This is a genomic window from Streptococcus dysgalactiae subsp. dysgalactiae (assembly GCF_900459225.1).
Taxonomy (GTDB): Bacteria; Bacillota; Bacilli; order Lactobacillales; family Streptococcaceae; genus Streptococcus; species Streptococcus dysgalactiae.
In genome coordinates, this window is sequence record NZ_UHFH01000003.1 from 402,087 (window position 1) to 420,916 (window position 18,830).

General features: G+C 40.1%; 23 protein-coding genes and 1 riboswitch. Of the genes, 20 read left to right on the forward strand and 3 right to left on the reverse strand.

The window, feature by feature from the left end:
• Nucleotides 1–3: 3 nt before the first annotated feature.
• The 20 genes from DYD17_RS02215 to DYD17_RS02310 all read left to right on the forward strand — a co-directional run bounded on the left by DYD17_RS02215 (nt 4) and on the right by DYD17_RS02310 (nt 15,792).
• A complete protein-coding gene (locus tag DYD17_RS02215) occupies nt 4–693 on the forward strand; it encodes a Bax inhibitor-1/YccA family protein (protein WP_115276321.1) in 690 nt (229 codons plus the stop codon).
• Between the two features lie 513 nt (nt 694–1,206).
• The gene (locus tag DYD17_RS02220) at nt 1,207–1,449 is read left to right on the forward strand and encodes a YneF family protein (protein ID WP_003049770.1); all 243 of its coding nucleotides are present in this window, start codon (nt 1,207–1,209) and stop codon (nt 1,447–1,449) included.
• Between the two features lie 180 nt (nt 1,450–1,629).
• Nucleotides 1,630–2,424, forward strand: coding sequence for a glutamate racemase (racE, locus tag DYD17_RS02225; RefSeq protein ID WP_003049772.1), 795 nt, complete (start codon nt 1,630–1,632; stop codon nt 2,422–2,424).
• A complete protein-coding gene (locus DYD17_RS02230) occupies nt 2,421–3,407 on the forward strand; it encodes a nucleoside-triphosphate diphosphatase (RefSeq protein WP_003049774.1) in 987 nt (328 codons plus the stop codon). The genes racE and DYD17_RS02230 overlap by 4 nt, the downstream gene beginning before the upstream one ends.
• The gene (locus tag DYD17_RS02235; protein WP_003049775.1) at nt 3,386–3,907 is read left to right on the forward strand and encodes a metallophosphoesterase; all 522 of its coding nucleotides are present in this window, start codon (nt 3,386–3,388) and stop codon (nt 3,905–3,907) included. The genes DYD17_RS02230 and DYD17_RS02235 overlap by 22 nt, the downstream gene beginning before the upstream one ends.
• The gene (gene cbpB, locus DYD17_RS02240) at nt 3,904–4,365 is read left to right on the forward strand and encodes a cyclic-di-AMP-binding protein CbpB (protein WP_115276322.1); all 462 of its coding nucleotides are present in this window, start codon (nt 3,904–3,906) and stop codon (nt 4,363–4,365) included. The genes DYD17_RS02235 and cbpB overlap by 4 nt, the downstream gene beginning before the upstream one ends.
• A 6-nt stretch (nt 4,366–4,371) precedes the next feature.
• Nucleotides 4,372–5,118, forward strand: coding sequence for a site-specific tyrosine recombinase XerD (gene xerD, locus DYD17_RS02245; protein WP_003049777.1), 747 nt, complete (start codon nt 4,372–4,374; stop codon nt 5,116–5,118).
• The gene (locus tag DYD17_RS02250; protein ID WP_003049778.1) at nt 5,118–5,825 is read left to right on the forward strand and encodes a segregation/condensation protein A; all 708 of its coding nucleotides are present in this window, start codon (nt 5,118–5,120) and stop codon (nt 5,823–5,825) included. Before xerD ends, DYD17_RS02250 begins: the two co-directional genes overlap by 1 nt.
• Nucleotides 5,822–6,385: an SMC-Scp complex subunit ScpB gene (gene scpB, locus DYD17_RS02255; RefSeq protein WP_115252626.1), complete on the forward strand. Its 564-nt coding sequence runs from the start codon at nt 5,822–5,824 to the stop codon at nt 6,383–6,385. The genes DYD17_RS02250 and scpB overlap by 4 nt, the downstream gene beginning before the upstream one ends.
• Before the next feature lie 114 nt (nt 6,386–6,499).
• Entirely contained in the window at nt 6,500–7,222 is a 723-nt protein-coding gene (locus DYD17_RS02260) for a pseudouridine synthase (protein ID WP_115252627.1), read from the forward strand.
• The gene (gene yidD, locus DYD17_RS02265) at nt 7,219–7,470 is read left to right on the forward strand and encodes a membrane protein insertion efficiency factor YidD (protein WP_080555671.1); all 252 of its coding nucleotides are present in this window, start codon (nt 7,219–7,221) and stop codon (nt 7,468–7,470) included. The genes DYD17_RS02260 and yidD overlap by 4 nt, the downstream gene beginning before the upstream one ends.
• Nucleotides 7,471–7,662: 192 nt before the next feature.
• Complete coding sequence (locus tag DYD17_RS02270; protein ID WP_115252628.1) at nt 7,663–8,208, forward strand: tRNA (cytidine(34)-2'-O)-methyltransferase; 546 nt, start codon at nt 7,663–7,665, stop codon at nt 8,206–8,208.
• A 351-nt stretch (nt 8,209–8,559) separates the two neighbouring features.
• A riboswitch (FMN riboswitch) is annotated at nt 8,560–8,684 on the forward strand.
• A 78-nt stretch (nt 8,685–8,762) separates the two neighbouring features.
• A complete protein-coding gene (locus DYD17_RS02275) occupies nt 8,763–9,326 on the forward strand; it encodes an ECF transporter S component (protein ID WP_115252629.1) in 564 nt (187 codons plus the stop codon).
• A gap of 4 nt (nt 9,327–9,330) precedes the next feature.
• Nucleotides 9,331–9,981, forward strand: a complete 651-nt coding sequence (locus DYD17_RS02280) for a phosphatase PAP2 family protein (protein ID WP_115252630.1) — start codon at nt 9,331–9,333, stop codon at nt 9,979–9,981.
• A 176-nt stretch (nt 9,982–10,157) separates the two neighbouring features.
• Complete coding sequence (locus DYD17_RS02285; protein ID WP_003049787.1) at nt 10,158–11,099, forward strand: TIGR01212 family radical SAM protein; 942 nt, start codon at nt 10,158–10,160, stop codon at nt 11,097–11,099.
• A gap of 22 nt (nt 11,100–11,121) precedes the next feature.
• Nucleotides 11,122–11,676 carry a tRNA (mnm(5)s(2)U34)-methyltransferase gene (locus tag DYD17_RS02290; protein WP_115252631.1) on the forward strand — a complete coding sequence of 185 codons (555 nt, stop codon included), beginning with the start codon at nt 11,122–11,124 and terminating at the stop codon, nt 11,674–11,676.
• 119 nt (nt 11,677–11,795) lie between these two features.
• Complete coding sequence (locus tag DYD17_RS02295; protein WP_003049791.1) at nt 11,796–13,130, forward strand: hemolysin family protein; 1,335 nt, start codon at nt 11,796–11,798, stop codon at nt 13,128–13,130.
• Between the two features lie 77 nt (nt 13,131–13,207).
• Nucleotides 13,208–13,999, forward strand: coding sequence for a pyruvate formate-lyase-activating protein (gene pflA, locus DYD17_RS02300; protein WP_115276323.1), 792 nt, complete (start codon nt 13,208–13,210; stop codon nt 13,997–13,999).
• Nucleotides 14,000–14,128: 129 nt separating this feature from the next.
• Nucleotides 14,129–15,064 carry a manganese-dependent inorganic pyrophosphatase gene (locus DYD17_RS02305; RefSeq protein WP_115252632.1) on the forward strand — a complete coding sequence of 312 codons (936 nt, stop codon included), beginning with the start codon at nt 14,129–14,131 and terminating at the stop codon, nt 15,062–15,064.
• Between the two features lie 74 nt (nt 15,065–15,138).
• Nucleotides 15,139–15,792, forward strand: coding sequence for a DUF1803 domain-containing protein (locus DYD17_RS02310; RefSeq protein ID WP_115252633.1), 654 nt, complete (start codon nt 15,139–15,141; stop codon nt 15,790–15,792).
• A 44-nt stretch (nt 15,793–15,836) separates the two neighbouring features.
• Here DYD17_RS02310 and DYD17_RS02315 read toward each other — a convergent pair whose 3' ends face one another.
• Genes DYD17_RS02315 through DYD17_RS02325 form a run of 3 tightly spaced genes read right to left on the reverse strand, consistent with a single transcriptional unit; the run spans nt 15,837 to nt 18,809 of the window.
• Complete coding sequence (locus DYD17_RS02315; RefSeq protein ID WP_115252634.1) at nt 15,837–16,838, reverse strand: FecCD family ABC transporter permease; 1,002 nt, start codon at nt 16,836–16,838, stop codon at nt 15,837–15,839.
• Nucleotides 16,835–17,878, reverse strand: coding sequence for an iron ABC transporter permease (locus DYD17_RS02320; RefSeq protein WP_115252635.1), 1,044 nt, complete (start codon nt 17,876–17,878; stop codon nt 16,835–16,837). Before DYD17_RS02320 ends, DYD17_RS02315 begins: the two co-directional genes overlap by 4 nt.
• On the reverse strand, nt 17,871–18,809 hold the full coding sequence (locus tag DYD17_RS02325; RefSeq protein WP_003049797.1) for an iron-hydroxamate ABC transporter substrate-binding protein: 939 nt from the start codon (nt 18,807–18,809) through the stop codon (nt 17,871–17,873). Before DYD17_RS02325 ends, DYD17_RS02320 begins: the two co-directional genes overlap by 8 nt.
• Nucleotides 18,810–18,830 lie beyond the last annotated feature (21 nt).

The following is an 18,830-nucleotide window of genomic DNA, read 5'->3' on the forward strand; positions in this document are numbered from 1 at the left end:
TTTATGAACGATCATGTCATTTACACGCAATCCGATACAGGACTAAATCAATTTTTTGCAAAGATTTATAGTCTGGTAGGGATGGGAATTGGCTTGTCAGCCTTCGTTTCTTATTTGATGCTCTACCCTTTTAGAGACAACCTCGTATCTATCATTGCTAATCAACCCATGGTCTACTATGGGGCTGTGATTATTGAGTTAATTTTGGTTTCTGTGGCAAGTGGTGCTGCTCGTAAAAATACACCAGCTGCCTTGCCTCTTTTTCTCATTTATTCTGCCTTAAACGGTTTCACGCTTAGTTTTATTATTGCTATTTACACACAAACAACTGTATTTCAAGCTTTTGTTTCCTCTGCTGTTGTTTTCTTTGCAATGTCAGTGCTTGGTGTGAAAACCAAACGTGATATGACCGGTCTAAGGAAGGCTATGTTTGCTGCTTTGATTGGGATTATTGTAGCTAGTCTGATTAATCTCTTTATTGGCAGTGGGATGATGAGTTATGTCATTAGTATTATTTCCGTGCTAATTTTCTCAGGTCTCATCGCATCAGACAATCAAATGATTAAGCGTGTTTATCAAGCGACAAATGGTCAGGTTGGAGATGGCTGGGCGGTAGCTATGGCCCTTAGTCTATACCTAGACTTTATTAACTTATTTATTAGTCTTCTTCGTCTTTTTGGACGAAATGACTAAGGTTGAAAAAGAAAGTGTTTAACACTCTCTTTTCAGACTGAAGAAAAAGTCTGCTTGCTTCAAAGTTATTATTTTTCATAATGCTTTACTTAGATAACACGGGCGATAGCAACTCCCTACGGAATTTCATACCTAGATGTTGAGCCCAGGTCTCAAAATATCTGAACGCCAGAAACGTCATGTTTCTGGCGCTTTTGCTACGTTGTAAAGTATAGAGTTTGAGCTCATTTCGCTTGCCTAAGACTAATACAATGTTATTTTTGATGACATGGTAAACAAATCCTCTTAGAGGTTCTTTGTCTACAACCTGAAGAGAGTGTTCAACGCTCCCTTTTTTCTATCTTCTATATGAGTCATTAGATAACAGGAGTTCTGTGAAAAAGGTTGTGTTAGTCGAGATGATGCTTGTAAAAAAGCAAGAGAAAGTCGTGAAAAGCCTATGTCTTAGTTTGTAAACTCTTCCTTTTTTTGGTATACTATAAAAGATTAAAAACGAGGAGAATATAGATAGATATGTCAACAACTATTTGGATTTTATTACTTATTGTTGCCCTTGGGGTAGGTGTTTTTGGTGGGATTTTTATTGCCCGTAAACAGATTGAAAAAGAAATTGGTGAACACCCACGTTTAACACCAGAGGCTATTCGTGAAATGATGAGCCAGATGGGGCAAAAACCAAGCGAAGCAAAAATCCAACAAACTTACCGTAATATTGTGAAACAATCAAAAGCAGCCGTTGCTAAGGGTAAAAAATAAGGAATAGTTGCTATAGAAGGAACCTTGTTAGTATCGTTAAGAGTGAACAGTCTTTGATTTTCAATGTTCGTTAGAACATGTCTTGTCAGTTAGGGTTGTCAACTGTTCAGGGTTTAAAAAGGAACTCAGTTGGCTATTACCAACTGAGTTTTTCATGTTGTCAATAAGAAAGTAGTAGTGATGGATACAAGACCAATTGGTTTTTTAGATTCTGGTGTGGGAGGTTTGACCGTAGTTCGTGAGTTGATGCGGCAACTTCCTCATGAAAAAGTGGTATATATTGGTGATTCAGCTAGGGCCCCTTATGGTCCAAGGCCTGCTGAGCAGATTAGAGAATACACATGGGATCTTGTCCGTTTTTTGCTGACCAAAAATGTGAAAATGATTGTTTTTGCTTGTAATACAGCAACAGCAGTAGCTTGGGAAGAGGTCAAAGAAGCTTTGGACATCCCTGTTTTAGGTGTGATTTTACCTGGATCGAGTGCAGCAATAAAATCGACAACCAAAGGTCAGGTTGGTGTGATTGGAACACCGATGACAATAGCCTCGGACATTTACCGTCAAAAAATTCAATTACTAGCACCAACAGTAGAGGTGACTAGTCTAGCTTGTCCTAAATTTGTCCCCATTGTCGAGTCTAATGAAATACGTTCTAGCGTCGCTAAAAAAGTCGTCTATGAAAGTTTGACGCCCTTGGTGGGTAAAATTGACACGCTTGTTCTAGGCTGTACGCATTATCCTCTGCTTCGTCCGATTATTCAAAACGTTATGGGGCCGTCGGTCAAGTTGATCGATAGCGGGGCAGAATGTGTTCGGGATATTTCTGTTCTTTTAAACTACTTTGAAATTAATGGTAGTCGCTGTCAAGAAAAGGTAAAACACCATTTTTATACAACGGCAAGTCCTGAAATCTTTCAAGAGATTGCCTCAGTATGGTTAAACCAAAAAATAGATGTGGAGCATGTGACCTTATGAGTGAGAAAATTTATGAATATAAAGATGAGACCAATTGGTTTATCGGGAAGATGACCGGTCATAATATGATTACGGGGTGGGGAATAGATCGTGAGATCATTAAAAGAATAGATGATCTTTTAGATGGTATTGCCGCAACGTTAGACTGGGAAAATCCTAAAGGTTATGATGTTTCAGTGGTGCGGTACCAGTCTCCTTTGTCTCTCATCGCCTTTATTATCGATATGATTAACCAAGAAACCCAGCGTGAGATTAAGGTGATTCCCCATGCAGGTACGATTCTGTTAACGGAAAATGGGCAACTACTTGCTGTTTATCTCCCAGAGGGTGGTGTGTCAACAGATGCATTTTTTGCCTCCAGTACGGATGGTTTTGGGGACACTCTTTTAATTGCCACCAGAAATGAGGGGAAAACCAAAGAATTTCGTCGTTTGTTTGGAGACCTCGGGTATCGTGTGGAAAATCTCAACGATTATCCTGAATTGCCAGATGTGGCAGAAACGGGTGTCACTTTTGAAGAAAATGCCCGCTTGAAGGCGGAAACCATTTCACGCTTAACAGGGAAGATGGTTTTGGCAGATGATTCGGGATTAAAAGTAGATGCTTTGGGTGGCTTACCTGGGGTTTGGTCTGCGCGTTTCTCAGGACCAGATGCCACTGATGATAGCAACAATGCTAAATTATTACACGAGTTAGCAATGGTCTTTGATCAAAAGGACCGTTCAGCACAGTTCCATACAACGTTGGTAGTAGCTGCTCCTGATAAAGATAGCTTGGTTGTTGAAGCTGAATGGCCAGGCCACATTGCTACACAACCTAAGGGAGACAACGGCTTTGGCTATGATCCTCTCTTTATTGTAGGAGAGACAGGACGTCATGCAGCAGAATTAGAGGCTGATGAAAAGAATCATCTGTCTCATCGAGGTCAAGCTGTTCGAAAATTAATGGAGGTCTTTCCAATATGGCAAGCAAAACAATCATAGTAATGAGTGATTCTCACGGCGATCGAGACATCGTTCAAGTCATTAAAGATAAGTATCTTGGTCAAGTTGATGCTATTTTCCATAATGGGGATTCTGAATTGAAAAGTTCGGATCCTATTTGGGATGGGATTTATGTGGTTGGAGGAAACTGTGATTACGACGCTGGTTACCCAGATGATCTCGTGACACAACTAGATAGTCTTACCATTGCTCAGACACACGGACATTTCTACCACATTAATTTTACGTGGGATAAATTGGACTATTTTGCTCAGGAAGCAGAAGCAGACCTCTGCTTATATGGTCACCTGCACCGTCCCGCAGCTTGGCAAGTTGGGAAAACGATTTTTGTTAACCCTGGGTCTGTCTCACAACCTCGTGGTGAGGTCAATGAAAAACTCTATGCCCGTATTGACGTGACAGATACTACTATTAGGGTCAACTATTTTACCCGACAACATGAGCTTTACCCATTACTATCTAAGGAATTTAAACGATGATTGCAAAAGAATTTGAAACGTTTTTAATGAGTCATTTGGATAGCTACCTCATTCCAGCGGAAGATTTAGCCATTTTTATTAACACGCATAATGCAGACCATGTGATGCTACTCTTAGTTAGCAACGGGTTTTCAAGAGTTCCGGTGATTACGCGGGAGAAAAAATATGTGGGAACCATCAGCATCTCTGATATCATGACTTATCAAGCTCAAGGACAGTTGACTGACTGGGAGATGCGTCAAACGGATATCGGAGAGATAGTTAATACCAAAATCGAAACCATTAGTATTACTTCCAGTTTAACAGAAATCATGCATAAGTTAGTTGATTATCCTTTCTTGCCAGTTGTGGATCAAGAAGAGCGCTTTGTCGGTATTATCACTCGAAAATCGATTTTAAAAGCAGTCAACAGCCTTCTGCATGATTTTACAGACGATTATACCATTACTAAAAAATGATAACCTATGATAACCTATATTGAAGCTTTTATTGCGAGTAAAACCTTATCTTTAAATAGTCAAAAGGCTTACCAATACGATTTGCAGCAATTTTCTCAAGTTGTTGGGGAACGTATTAGTCAGGATAAATTGTCCCTTTATCAAAACAGTTTATCGGCAATTAGCCCATCTGCTAAAAAACGAAAGATATCTACGGTTAATCAGTTTCTGTATTACTTGTATCAGGAAAATTACTTGGACCATTATTTTAGGATAACGGATCGAACAAAGCTTCCGACAGCTAACAAACAAGACCTTGCTCTAATTGATTGGGACTGTTTTTACCGAGATACTTCTTTGGCGGTGGGGCAGCTAATCGCTTTGTTGATGTTAGAACTAGGATTGACGCCAAGTGATTTAGCCTGTATTGAGGTAGCGAATCTCGATTTAACTTTCCAAGTGTTGAGTTTACAGACAGCAAAAGGTGTTCGTGTATTGCCGTTATCTCGCCAGCTTATCCCGTTCTTAGAAAGACAACGAAATGGTAAAGAGAGATACCTTTTTGAACACCAAGGTCAAGCTTTTTCAAGGCAATGGTTTTTTAACCAACTAAAAGGATTTCTCGAAAGCATAGGGTATAAGGAATTAACCGCACAAAAATTACGGGAGCAGTTTATTTTGAAGGAAAAGTCGAGAGGAACATCAATCATGGAGCTTAGTCAGTTTCTAGGATTGAAAAGCCCAGCGACTTTAGAAAAATATTACAAATCATAATGGATATAAAAGTTAAAGATTTTGAAGGACCTCTAGATTTACTGCTGCATTTGGTGTCCAAGTACAAGGTTGATATTTACGAGGTACCGATTGTAGAAGTCATTGAACAGTACCTTGCCTACATTGAAACCTTGCAGGCCATGAAATTAGAGGTTGCTGGCGAATACATGCTGATGGCAAGCCAATTAATGCTCATTAAAAGCAGACGTCTTCTTCCCAAAATTGTCGAAGAACCTCAAGACGATGACAATCTAGAGCAAGACTTGCTGGATAAAATTGAAGAATATAGTCGTTTTAAAGCTCTTAGCCAGGAATTAGCTGAGCAGCACAATCGTCGGGCCAAATATTATTCAAAGCCCAAGCAAGAATTGATTTTTGAAGATGCTGTTTTGCAAGAAGACAAAACCGTGATGGATTTATTTCTTGCTTTTTCCAAAATCATGACGGCTAAACGAGAAGCCTTTAAAAATAACCATACGGTGATTGAACGTGATGATTATCGAATTGAGGACATGATGGTGTCGATTGAAAAGCGACTGGAGAAGGATAAGGTGGTTAGCCTATCTGCTATCTTTGACGATTGCCAGTCCCTAAATGAAGTGATTACCTTATTTCTAGCCAGCTTGGAATTAATCAAGATGCACTTAGTTATTGTAGAACAAGCCACAAATTTTGGTCAGATTATTTTGAGAAAGGAGATGCCATGAAGAGCTATTTGTCACAGATAGAAGCATTGCTATTTGTTGCAGGTGAAGAAGGATTGAGCCTAAGGCAGTTAGCAACCATGCTCTCCTTGACTCCAGCAGCTTTACAACAACAATTGAAAAAGCTCTCTCAAAAATATGAATCTGATTCAGACTCTAGCCTTTGCTTAATGGAATCATCAAATACTTATAAATTGGTGACCAAGGAAATTTTTTCTGACCTTTTACGAGATTATGCTAAGGCCCCTATCAATCAAAGTTTATCTCGTGCCAGTTTAGAAGTATTATCTATCATTGCTTACAAGCAACCTATTACTCGGATAGAAATTGATGATATTCGAGGGGTCAATTCAAGTGGTGCCTTAACCAAATTATTAGCTTTTGAACTCATAAAAGAAGCTGGAAAGAAAGAAGTGATTGGCCGTCCTCGCTTGTATGCCACGACAGATTATTTTCTTGATTATATGGGAATTAATCATCTGGACCAGTTAGTGGATGTATCAGCTATCGAATTAGCCGATGAAGAAAGTGCTCTTTTCAAACAGGAGACTGAGAATGACTGAACAGGTATATCACTCGAGTTCCTTGGTATTTAAAAAGAGGGACATGACTTTGGCTTATCCAAGCTTACTGGTAATATCGTGACGACCAGTTGCCCAAAAGAAAGAAGAAAAAGAATGAGAATTAATAAATACATTGCCCATGCGGGTGTTGCCAGTCGTCGTAAGGCTGAAGAATTGATTAAGCAAGGCCTAGTCACCTTAAATGGTCAGGTCATTACAGATTTAGCAACCACTGTTAAATCGGGAGACGTGGTTGAAATAGAAGGAAGTCCTATTTACAACGAGGAAAAGGTTTACTATTTGCTTAATAAGCCACGCGGTGTTATTTCCAGTGTGTCAGATGACAAAGGTCGTAAAACGGTACTGGATTTACTGCCTCAGGTTAAAGAACGGATTTACCCTGTTGGACGTTTAGACTGGGATACATCAGGTGTTCTTATTCTAACCAATGATGGTGATTTTACTGATACCATGATTCACCCAAGAAATGAGATTGATAAGGTTTATTTAGCGCGTGTCAAAGGTATTGCAACGAAAGAGAATCTTCGTCCGCTAACGCGAGGAGTGGTGATTGATGGGAAGAAAACGAAGCCGGCTCGTTATAATATTATCCGCGTAGAAGCTGATAAGAATCGTTCCATTGTCAAACTGACAATTCATGAGGGACGAAATCATCAGGTAAAAAAAATGTTTGAATCTGTGGGGCTATTGGTGGATAAATTGTCTCGTACACGTTTTGGAACTCTTGAGTTGACTGGTTTAAGACCAGGTGAATCAAGACAATTAAATAAGAAAGAAATTAGCCAACTGCATAATTTGGCCAATACCAAAAAATGATTACAAAATTATTAGTAGCACCTGTTAAAGCTTATCAACGTTACATTTCCCCTTTATTTCCGCCAACATGTCGTTATCGACCAACGTGTTCAGCTTATATGATCACTGCTATTGAAAAGCATGGAGCTAAAGGGGTGTTAATGGGATTAGCGAGAATATTGAGGTGCCATCCCTTTGTTGCTGGTGGTGACGACCCTGTTCCTGATCATTTCAGTTTAAAAAGAAATAATAAGGCTCTGAAAAAATGAAAAAAAGACGGGACTTTGGCAAAAATAGATTGACATTCATTGTTAAAGTGTTATAATAGCAGATAAGTATTCGTTGGTTTAAATCAAACCTGTTATGATTTAAGTTAGCGAGTCACCATCAACCACATTGTTTGCTGAGCATGACTCCGGGCAGTGTGGTTTTTTTAATGAAAAGAATTAAGTGAGATTGTCATGAGAAAAGAAATCCTTAACCCAACCTATAAAGAAGAAAATAGTCGTAACCATGTCGTTTTATTTCAACCACAAATCCCCCAAAATACAGGAAATATTGCGAGAACTTGTGCAGCGACCAACGCTCCTCTTCACATTATTAAGCCTATGGGCTTCCCTATTGACGATCGTAAAATGAAACGGGCTGGTCTGGATTACTGGGATAAGCTAGATGTGCGTTTTTATGATAGCTTAGAAGATTTTATTACTCAATGTCAGGGGAAACTACATCTGATTAGCAAGTTTGCAGACAAGGTTTATTCTGAGGAAACCTATGCTGATGATCAGCCTCATTATTTCTTGTTTGGCCGTGAAGACACGGGTTTGCCGGAAGCATTTATGCGAGAACATACAGAGAAGGCATTGCGTATTCCTATGAATGATGACCACGTTCGTAGTTTGAATGTCTCCAATACGGTCTGCATGATTGTTTATGAAGCATTGAGACAACAGGAATTCAAAGGTCTTGACTTGAGCCATACTTATCAGCGTGATAAGTTAAAATAGAGCAGATTGCGGTGTGAAAAATAGGTTAATCCTAGAGAAAACTGTGTTTGGGAGAAGGCTTTGCCAGCTAGTAGAAATAGCGTTGTATTGTCTCATGTAGACGGTGTTGTCATGTCTGTTAGTCTGTAAATCGGTTATGGCGTGACTTCTTGACGAGTATTGGTACCATAGCTCACCTTGTCATACCTTTATTGTTACCACCTCATAAAGATGACGGAATAGTTAGCATGGTAAAATGGTCACATATCCGAAAATACTGAAACACAAAGAGAGTAGGTTAAGAAGCTGCTCTTTTTTTGTTTAAAAAATAGTCAAACCTATTGCTATCTAGTGATAAATTTGCTATGCTATAAGTGTCTTCAGGGCAGGGTGTGATTCCCGACCGGCGGTAACTAGGTAACTAGAAGTCCGCGAGCGCAAGCTGATGTGGTGCGATTCCACAACCGACAGTATAGTCTGGATGAGAGAAGACCGGGTTTTTTGCGTAGGCTTTTTTGAGCTACACAATTACGAAGGAACTTCTTTCAATTTGAAAAAATTGGAGGAATTTTTTAATGTCAAAGACACATAAAATGGTTATGGTTGCCATCCTTTCAGCCATCTCGTTTGTTCTGATGCTATTTAGCTTTGCCATCATTCCTGGCGCTGACTTCTTAAAAATAGAGTTTAGTGTCATACCAGTGTTACTTGGCTTGGTTTTAATGGATTTAAAGAGTGCTTACTTGATTTTGTTCTTGAGATCCTTGTTGAAACTCTTTTTGAACAATCGTGGGGTTAATGATTTTATTGGTCTCCCAATGAATATTATCGCCATCGCTTTATTTGTGACGGCTTTTGCCTTAGTTTGGAACCGTAAAAAAATGCTTAGTCAATATGTATTTGCTAGCTTACTAGGCACAGGTTTATTAACGTTTGGCATGGTTGTTCTCAATTATATTTTTGCGATTCCCCTCTATGCTAAATTTGCTAATTTTGATATTGGTGCCTATATTGGGATTGCTAAGTATATGGTGGCTATGGTGATTCCATTTAACCTTGTTGAGGGGTTGATATTTGCAATTGCTTTCTATTTCGTGTATATTGCAAGTAAGTCTATTTTAGAAAGATATCAACACTAATATTATGAAAAATAAACAAAACCACTTTTTAATAGCTTCTTTTGCCCTACTGATTTTTGTCATGATTGGCTATACGGTTAAATTTTTCCCTGAGAGTTTGACGTCGCTTGATAGCAGTATTCAAACTGCTATAAGGGGGACGCTTCCTCAGAGCGTGACCCGTTTTTTTAGGCTCATCACAGTATTTGGAAATGTAACGACACAACTTCTTGTAGTGACTGTATCAGTGATTGCTTTCCTCTTCATAAAGTGGAAAATGGAAGCCCTTTTAGTTTTGTCAAACGGTTTTGTGGCTGCTTTATTGATTTCAAGTTTTAAATTATTGTATCAACGACCAAGGCCAAGCATTGAACACCTGGTTTATGCGGGTGGTTTCTCTTTCCCAAGTGGTCATGCTATGGGGAGCATGTTGATTTTCGGAAGTCTGTTAATTGTTTGCCATCAGCGCATCAAATCAAGACCCCTACAAGTAGCAGTAGCTGCTTTGTTTGTGACCTTGATCTTATTGATAGGCCTGTCTCGTGTTTATTTGGGTGTCCATTATCCAAGCGATGTCTTAGCAGGATTTATTTTAGGGTTTGGGATTCTTCATTTCCTCTATCCTTGTTATGATCAAAAACGCTTTGAATGGCGGTTCCTCTTAAAACAGGACTAGGGAACTTAGAAAACAGAAAAGATATTCATCTGGAGATATCATTATTAAGAATGTGTCTGGTAGTCAAAAGGGTACGCTTTTGAATGCTAGTCATATTCTTTTTTTGATACCGTCTTAGCAGTTTTTTCTGCAAGATGGTGATCTTGCTGCTTGTCTTTTATGCTACAATAGGAGTTATGAAGAAACGATACCAGACTTTGAACGATTACTATCGCACCCTTTTCGGGGCAAAAATTTTTAAAGTACCTATTGATGCGGGATTTGATTGCCCTAACCGTGATGGAACGGTGGCTCATGGTGGTTGTACTTTTTGCACAGTTTCAGGTTCTGGAGATGCTATTGTAGCACCAGATGCTCCGATTCGGGAACAATTTTACAAAGAAATTGACTTTATGCACCGAAAATGGCCAGAAGTTAAGCAGTACTTGGTTTACTTCCAAAATTTTACGAATACCCATGATAAAGTTGAGGTGATTCGAGAACGTTACGAGCAAGCCATCAATGAACCGGGAGTCGTTGGTATTAACATTGGGACAAGGCCTGACTGTCTACCGGATGAGACCATTGCTTACTTAGCAGAATTAGCAGAGCGCATGCACGTCACGGTGGAATTGGGATTACAAACGACCTATGAAAAGACATCTGAAGTGATTAACAGAGCTCATTCCTACGATCTCTACAAAGAGACGGTGAAGCGGCTAAGGCAATACCCTAAGATTGAGATTGTGTCTCATTTGATTAATGGATTGCCAGGTGAGACACATGAGATGATGCTAGACAACGTCAGACGTTGTGTGACAGATAATGATATTCAGGGAATCAAACTTCATTTGTTGCACTTGATGACCAATACTAGAATGCAAAGGGATTACCATGAGGGACGCTTGCAGTTGCTGAGTCAAGAGGACTATGTTTCCATTATTTGTGACCAATTAGAAATTATTCCTAAGCACATTGTGATTCATCGTATTACAGGAGATGCCCCACGTGACATGTTGATTGGCCCTATGTGGAGCCTAAATAAGTGGGAAGTACTGAATGCCATTGACAAAGAAATGGAGAGACGTGGCAGTTGGCAGGGATGTAAGGCTGACCGACAGCTATATGCCCAAGGATGACAGATTTGGATAGGAGAAGAAAATGATAAAACGCCCTATTCACCTCTCGCATGACTTTTTAGCGGAGGTTATGGATAAGTCTAGTGTGGTTGTGGATGCCACGATGGGCAATGGGAATGATACTGCCTTTTTGGCACAATCAGCGAAAAAAGTTTATGCTTTTGATGTGCAAGAACAAGCTATTAGAAAAACCAGTGAGCGGTTAGCGCAGCTAGGCTTATCAAATGCTGAGCTTATTTTAGCGGGTCATGAAGCGGTTGATGAGTATGTGACAGAGCCGGTGCGTGCAGCTATTTTCAACCTTGGTTATTTACCCAGTGCGGATAAGTCTGTGATTACCTTACCAGCTACCACATTATTAGCTTTATCAAAAATCCTAAAGCTTTTGGAAGTTGGTGGTCGGGTTGCTATCATGGTTTATTATGGGCATGAGGGTGGCGATATGGAAAAAGATGCCTTGCTCGATTTTGTGCGGCAGTTGGATCAGCGTTTGGTTTCTGCCATGCTCTACCAGCCTCTCAATCAAGTCAATACACCACCTTTTTTAGTGATGTTAGAGAAATTAGCAGATTTCTAGGTTTAAGACCGCTTGGAAACCAGGGGATTATTTGTGTGGAAAAAGAAGAAATCCCTAGGCTTTGCCCATAAATGTGATATAATGAAGTCACTATATTATTTTCTAGGAGTTATATTAACATGGAAGACCCTGTGAGTCAGCCTTTAGTCATTCAATTTTTAGTATTATTTATTTTAACCTTGTTGAATGCCTTCTTCTCAGCTAGCGAGATGGCATTAGTCTCTTTGAACCGCTCTCGTGTAGAGCAAAAAGCTGCTGATGGTGATAAGAAATATGCTCGTTTATTACGAGTATTAGAAGAACCTAACCACTTTTTGTCAACCATCCAGGTTGGCATTACCTTTATTAGTCTCCTATCAGGGGCTAGTTTATCAGCTTCCCTTGGAAAGGTAATTTCAGGTTGGTTAGGAGGTTCAGCGACTGCCCAAACAGCAGGTGGAATCATCTCTTTGATTTTCTTAACTTACGTTTCGATTGTTTTGGGAGAATTATATCCAAAACGGATTGCCATGAACCTTAAAGACAAGCTGGCAATTGTCTCGGCTCCTATCATCATTGGACTGGGTAAGGTGGTAAGCCCCTTCGTTTGGCTCCTGTCAGCATCAACGAACTTGTTGAGCCGCATTACTCCAATGACCTTTGATGACGCGGATGAGCAAATGACGCGTGATGAAATTGAATACATGTTATCAAACAGTGAGGCAACTCTGGATGCTGAAGAAATTGAAATGTTACAGGGGATTTTCTCGCTAGATGAAATGATGGCGCGTGAAGTCATGGTTCCAAGAACAGATGCCTTCATGATTGACATTAATGATGACCCGCTTGAGAATATTCAAGAAATTTTAAAACAAAGTTTTTCGCGTATTCCTGTCTATGATGTGGACAAGGACAAGATTATTGGCTTGATTCACACCAAGCGCTTGTTAGAATCAGGTTTCCGTCAGGGCTTTGAAAACATTGATATGCGAAAGATTTTACAGGAACCTCTGTTTGTTCCTGAGACGATTTTTGTGGATGACCTTTTACGTCAGCTGCGCAACACCCAAAATCAAATGGCCATCTTGCTGGATGAATATGGGGGTGTGGCTGGTTTAGTTACTTTAGAAGACCTGCTTGAAGAAATTGTTGGTGAAATTGATGATGAAACCGATAAGGCTGAACAATTTGTGCATGAAATTGGGGAAAACACCTATATTGTTGTTGGTACCATGACGCTAAATGAATTCAATGAGTATTTTGATACGGAATTGGAGTCAGATGATGTGGATACCATCGCTGGTTTTTATTTGACTGGTATCGGAACCATTCCAAGCCAGGAACAAAAAGAAGCCTACGAAATAGATAGCCAAGACAAACACTTGGTCCTTATCAATGATAAGGTCAAAGATGGGCGTATCACGAAATTAAAATTAATCCTGTCTAATATAGAACAGATTATTGAGGAAGACTAGGCTTCATGCCTAGTCTTTTTTATGAAAAGTGTTATAATGAAAATGTAAAAACGTTTACAAGAAATGAAGGAGATGCAATGACTGAGATAGATTATGGACAAGTAACAGGAATGATGCATTCGACAGAAAGCTTTGGTTCTGTGGATGGCCCAGGAATCCGTTTTATCATTTTCTTGCAAGGTTGTAAAATGCGTTGCCAGTATTGCCATAATCCGGACACTTGGGAGATGGAAACCAATAACTCAAAACTTAGAACCGTTAATGACGTTTTAAAAGAAGCCCTTCAGTATAAACATTTTTGGGGGAAAAAAGGTGGTATTACAGTTTCAGGTGGTGAAGCTATGCTCCAAATTGACTTTATCACTGCCTTGTTCACTGAGGCAAAAAAACTAGGCATCCATACGACACTGGATACCTGTGGTTTTGCTTATAGACCTACACCTGAATACCATGAGGTTCTGGACAAATTACTGGCAGTGACAGATTTAATCCTATTAGACCTGAAAGAAATTGATGAAGAGCAGCATAAGATTGTGACGCGTCAGCCTAATCAAAATATTTTGGAATTTGCTAGGTATTTATCCGACAAGCAGATTCCTGTCTGGATTCGCCATGTTTTAGTGCCGGGATTGACCGATATTGACGATCATTTGGTACGATTGGGTGAGTTTGTAAAGACCTTGAAAAATGTCGATAAATTTGAAGTTTTGCCCTATCATACTATGGGAGAATTCAAATGGCGTGAACTAGGCATTCCTTACCAGCTGGAAGGGGTTAAACCACCGACCAAGGAAAGGGTTCAAAATGCCAAAAACTTGATGCAAACCGAGTCTTATACAGAATACATGAATCGGATTCATCAGTCATAAGCTTTTCTTGAAGTTGGGAAATATCCCAGCTTTTTGTGTTTACAAGGTGAGTGCTCGGCAATCCCCCTTTGATTTTAGGGGGCAATTTTGCTAAAATAAGATGAATAAAGAGAATGAGGTAGAATTATTATGTCAAAAATTTTAGTTTTTGGTCACCAAAATCCTGATACGGATGCCATCGCATCGTCATATGGCTTTGATTACTTGTCACAAAAAGCCTTCGGCTTGGATACTGAAGTGGTAGCTTTAGGAACTCCTAACGAAGAAACAGCTTTTGCCCTTGATTATTTTGGTGTTGAAGCACCGCGTGTGGTTGAATCTGCTAAAGCAGAAGGGGCTGAACAAGTGATTTTGACAGACCACAATGAGTTTCAACAATCTATTGCAGATATCCGTGAGGTTGAAGTCTATGGTGTGGTAGACCATCACCGTGTGGCAAACTTTGAGACTGGTAATCCATTGTATATGCGAGTGGAACCTGTCGGTTCTGCCTCATCTATTGTTTACCGTATGTTTAAAGAAAATGGTATTGATGTCCCTAAAGCGATTGCTGGAATGCTCTTGTCTGGTTTGATTTCAGATACCTTGTTATTGAAATCTCCAACGACTCATGTGTCTGACCATCGTGTCGCTGAAGAATTGGCAGAGCTAGCAGAAGTCAACTTGGAAACTTACGGCATGTCTCTTCTAAAAGCTGGTACAAACCTTGCAAGCAAATCAGAAGCAGAATTGATTGATATTGATGCTAAAACATTTGAATTAAATGGGAATGCTGTACGCGTGGCACAAGTAAACACTGTTGACATTTCAGAAGTTTTAGAACGTCAAGAAGCTATTGAAGCAGCGATGAAAGATGCTATGGCTGCAGAAGGTTATTCAGATTTTGTCTTAATGGTAACTGATATTGTTAACTCAAACTCTGAAATCTTAGCTCTTGGTGCTAACATGGATAAGGTGGAAGCAGCCTTTAACTTCACTCTTGACAACAATCATGCCTTCTTAGCAGGTGCCGTTTCTCGTAAGAAACAAGTGGTTCCACAATTGACAGAAAGTTTTGGAGCTTAATCAAAAGACTCTTTAAAAGGGATTGGTTTTTTGACCAAGCCCTTTTTTCACTCTTCTATGCTATAATAGAAGGTATGATAACAGTATTTCATTCAGATAAGCTCACCAGACAATCTTTTTTTCAAGACCTTATCAATTATCTCGACCAGCATGATCACGTTATTCTACGTGATATCAAAAAAGCCTTTCCTAATATCACAGGTATTGACAAGGCTATTGAAAGTTACGTTCAAGCTGGCTATATTCGCCGTGAAAATAAGCGTTACGGCACCAATCTTCCCATGGTGACTTCTGATCAGCAACTAGCCTTAGACACCATGCTTTTTGTGGACACCTGTTCAGTTAAGTATGAGGATTTTTTAGCGGTCACCTTTGAGACTCAGTTAGCTAACCAGACCAATCAAGTGATCATCAAGGAAAAGACCAACATCACGAGAAATCAGTTGACTCTAGCTAATTATTTTTATCGTCTCAAAAGAGGTGAAAAACCATCAGCTGAGCAGATGGATCTGTACAAACTCTTGGGAGATGTGAATCAGGAATACGCCCTTAAATACATGACCACCTTCTTACTTAAATTCACGCGTAAAGACCTTGTGATGCAAAAACGGCCGGATATTTTTGTGGAAGCCTTAGTCAAGCTTGGGTATTTGGTACAGGTAGAGCCTACAAAATACCAGCTGCTAATGACCTTGGATAAAGAAAATTTAACCTTTACAGCACCATAGAAAAACGCTAAGAATATACTTTGTTCTTAGCGTTTTGATTATCTTTATTTTGTTTTTGCCATTAAGTAAAGGAAGTATGGTGCTCCAATTAGCGATACTAAGATGCCTGTTTGGATATTACTGCCAACGAGATAGACTCGTCCTACTGTATCTGCAATCAGAAGGATTAGCATACCGATGAATAAGCTAGTAGGTATGGTTAAGCGGTGGTCGTTTCCAACAAGACGTTTGCTGATATGGCCTGCCATTAGGCCGATAAAACTAATATTGCCAACCAAAAGTACGCTCAAGGAGGCAAGAGCAGTAGCTAATGCCAATGTTACTAACCGTTGAGCATTTAAGGCTAGACCAAGTCCAATAGCGGTATCGTCGGATAAGTTCATGATGTTAAGGTGGTGTGCTTGATAAAAAACCACTAGCCAAAGCAGAATGAGCAGTGGAGCAATGAGTGTCAGGGTTGGCCAATTGTCGCCCGTAATTTGACCACTCAACCAGTTAATCACCAAATCAACTTTGTAGCGATTGACATTGCCGACTAAAGCGACCATTAAGCTGGACAACATGGTGGTGACCCCAACACCCGTAATCATCAAGCGGGTAGGGTTGATTTTTCCTTGCTTGGTTAGTGAGAGCTGGTAGACACTCAAAATCGTTAGGCTAGCGCCAAACATGGCAAATAAAGGGAGGAACTGACTAAGGATAGTCTGATTAAGGGAAGAAAAAGAAACAAAGATAGCAAGTGTAACCCCTGCTCCCGTATTAATCCCTAAAATACCAGAATCAGCTAAAGGATTTCGTGTCAAGCTTTGTAGCAAAAGTCCTGATAGAGAAAGTGAGCCCCCTCCAACACAAGCTGCTAGAATTCTCGGTAGACGAATCTTAGTGATGATTAAGGTCATGGCACTGTTGGATTCTCTTAGTAAAATCTTGATCACACTAAGGAGAGACATATTGGACTCTCCTATAGACAAGGATATCAAGATAAGTCCTAAAAGAAGAAGGAACAATCCCAAGTAAAAAGGAGCTACTTGTTTAAACGATTTCAATGAGTACCTCCTTTTCTAAGCAACCATAAGAAACACGGAAAACCAACCAGACTAACGAGGGCAGATAGGGGTGTTTCATAAGGAGGATTGAGATTGCGGCATGCAAAATCAACCCATAGCATGAAACTAGCTCCTAATAAGGCAGATAGGGGGATAATCTGGCGATAATTTTTGGCAGCAAAGACCTTGATGAGATGAGGAACCATCAGACCAACAAAGGAAATACTTCCAGCGATAGCCACAGCTGCCGAAGATAATAGAAGAACCAAGAGCATAAAGATGACACTCATCAACTTGGTCCTTTGGCCAAGAGCCTTTGACTGATAGTCGCTCAAACTAAGAATAGTGAGGTGATAAGATAAGAGCTGTGCAAGGACAAGGCCGGCCACGACAAGAGGTGCTATGTAGGCCACCATCTGCCAGTTAACGCCGACTAATCCTCCTGCTTGCCAACCGATAATGGCATTAGCCAGATGATAGTAATTAGTGATACCTTGACCTAGTGCTGATAGCAGTATGGAAACCATAGCTCCTGCCAGAACAAGGCGAAGCTGATGATAGCCTTTTCTAGCTTGGTAAGAAAGTCCAAATACTAAAGCAGCTGCAAGGCAAGAACCCAACAAAGACAGCAGAATAATGAGAGAGTAGTGCAGATGGGGCACAAAAGCGTACGCCAAAACCAAGGCTAATCCAGCGCCAGAATTAATACCCAAGAGGCCAGGCTCAGCAATAGGGTTGCGCGTGATGCCCTGCATAATTGCACCAGAAACAGCGAGGGCAGCCCCAACTAAAGCAGCAGCCATTAGTCGAGGGATACGAATATCAAGAAGGACATTGGCCTCATGGCCTCCTTGCTTTCCGAGAAAAATACGGCTGATATCCTGATGAGATAGATGAATGGCTCCGAAGCGAAGATTGCAATAGATGGCAAGGACTAAGCTTAGGCTGATAAGAGCAAAAAGAAGCCAAAAAGTCTGTGACTTAGTGACTCTTTTAGTTTTTTGAGTAGGTAAATAGATGTAATCAGGTGACTTATGCATTACTTTCACTTGAGAGAATTGCCTTTCGTAAGGTCTTCAATTGGTATTCCAAAGACAGTGGGTCTGTAAAATAAAAGACATTAGCATTGACTTTAATGACGTGATTTTTCTGAACGGCTGGAAGAGATTTCCAAAGATCGCTTTCATATAAGGCGGAGCCAGTCTTGTCGTCTTCAGCAGCAACCACTACATAATCTCCAATGTAGTCTGGAAGGACTTCTTGGGATAGAGACAGGTAGCCTTGTTTAAAGACATCCTGTTTGACTTTTTCAGGAGCATCATAGTGGAAAGCTTGGTGGATAATCTCCCCACCGCGTCCCCAGTCTTTACCGAAGAGGTAAATCTCTTTTTCGTAAAGTCCCATAATGGTAAATGTTGCTTTGTCACCTGTAACAGCCTTGACCTCTTTTTCATAAGCTGCTGTTTTTGTTTCCCAGTCTTTTTGCCATTTGGCTGTTTCTTTTTCTTTGTTAAAGACACGTCCAAAGTCCGAGAAGACTTGGAGATAATCCCGTTTACGGTATTCAATCAAAATAACAGGAGCGATTTCTGCCAATTGTTTGATATTTTCTTCTGTAGAGCCCACCACAATAACATCAGGTTCTAATGCAGTGATAGCTTCTAAATCAGTCGCAGCCACTTGTTTAGCTTTTTTAATCGTCTTAGCAAGGACAGGGTTTTTCTTGTCGTAAGAAGTGACACCGACTAAGTTTAAATCTAATTTTTTGAGGTAACCAGTATAAGTGGAAGCCAGACTAACCACTCGCTTTGGTTGGCTAGGAATATCTCCATAGTAGGTCATGCCAGCAATTTTTGGCATACTTGATAGGCTATTTGAACTGGAATTTGGCTTACTGCTTGTTTGATTACCACAGGCAACTAAGGTAATGGTTGTCAAACAAAGTGTTAATAGTAGGGCTAATTTTTTCATGTATTCTATTCTCCTAGAATA

Coding starts and splice junctions, on each gene's coding strand:
- racE (WP_003049772.1), top strand. CDS start 1,630: ATGGATACAAGACCAATTGGTTTTTTAGATTCTGGTGTGGGAGGTTTG.
- scpB (WP_115252626.1), top strand. CDS start 5,822: ATGAAGAGCTATTTGTCACAGATAGAAGCATTGCTATTTGTTGCAGGT.
- DYD17_RS02320 (WP_115252635.1), bottom strand. CDS start 17,878: ATGCATAAGTCACCTGATTACATCTATTTACCTACTCAAAAAACTAAA.
- cbpB (WP_115276322.1), top strand. CDS start 3,904: ATGATTGCAAAAGAATTTGAAACGTTTTTAATGAGTCATTTGGATAGC.
- yidD (WP_080555671.1), top strand. CDS start 7,219: ATGATTACAAAATTATTAGTAGCACCTGTTAAAGCTTATCAACGTTAC.
- DYD17_RS02260 (WP_115252627.1), top strand. CDS start 6,500: ATGAGAATTAATAAATACATTGCCCATGCGGGTGTTGCCAGTCGTCGT.
- DYD17_RS02220 (WP_003049770.1), top strand. CDS start 1,207: ATGTCAACAACTATTTGGATTTTATTACTTATTGTTGCCCTTGGGGTA.
- DYD17_RS02295 (WP_003049791.1), top strand. CDS start 11,796: ATGGAAGACCCTGTGAGTCAGCCTTTAGTCATTCAATTTTTAGTATTA.
- DYD17_RS02325 (WP_003049797.1), bottom strand. CDS start 18,809: ATGAAAAAATTAGCCCTACTATTAACACTTTGTTTGACAACCATTACC.
- DYD17_RS02230 (WP_003049774.1), top strand. CDS start 2,421: ATGAGTGAGAAAATTTATGAATATAAAGATGAGACCAATTGGTTTATC.
- DYD17_RS02235 (WP_003049775.1), top strand. CDS start 3,386: ATGGCAAGCAAAACAATCATAGTAATGAGTGATTCTCACGGCGATCGA.
- DYD17_RS02215 (WP_115276321.1), top strand. CDS start 4: ATGAACGATCATGTCATTTACACGCAATCCGATACAGGACTAAATCAA.
- DYD17_RS02285 (WP_003049787.1), top strand. CDS start 10,158: ATGAAGAAACGATACCAGACTTTGAACGATTACTATCGCACCCTTTTC.
- pflA (WP_115276323.1), top strand. CDS start 13,208: ATGACTGAGATAGATTATGGACAAGTAACAGGAATGATGCATTCGACA.
- DYD17_RS02310 (WP_115252633.1), top strand. CDS start 15,139: ATGATAACAGTATTTCATTCAGATAAGCTCACCAGACAATCTTTTTTT.
- xerD (WP_003049777.1), top strand. CDS start 4,372: ATGATAACCTATATTGAAGCTTTTATTGCGAGTAAAACCTTATCTTTA.
- DYD17_RS02290 (WP_115252631.1), top strand. CDS start 11,122: ATGATAAAACGCCCTATTCACCTCTCGCATGACTTTTTAGCGGAGGTT.
- DYD17_RS02275 (WP_115252629.1), top strand. CDS start 8,763: ATGTCAAAGACACATAAAATGGTTATGGTTGCCATCCTTTCAGCCATC.
- DYD17_RS02250 (WP_003049778.1), top strand. CDS start 5,118: ATGGATATAAAAGTTAAAGATTTTGAAGGACCTCTAGATTTACTGCTG.
- DYD17_RS02305 (WP_115252632.1), top strand. CDS start 14,129: ATGTCAAAAATTTTAGTTTTTGGTCACCAAAATCCTGATACGGATGCC.
- DYD17_RS02270 (WP_115252628.1), top strand. CDS start 7,663: ATGAGAAAAGAAATCCTTAACCCAACCTATAAAGAAGAAAATAGTCGT.
- DYD17_RS02280 (WP_115252630.1), top strand. CDS start 9,331: ATGAAAAATAAACAAAACCACTTTTTAATAGCTTCTTTTGCCCTACTG.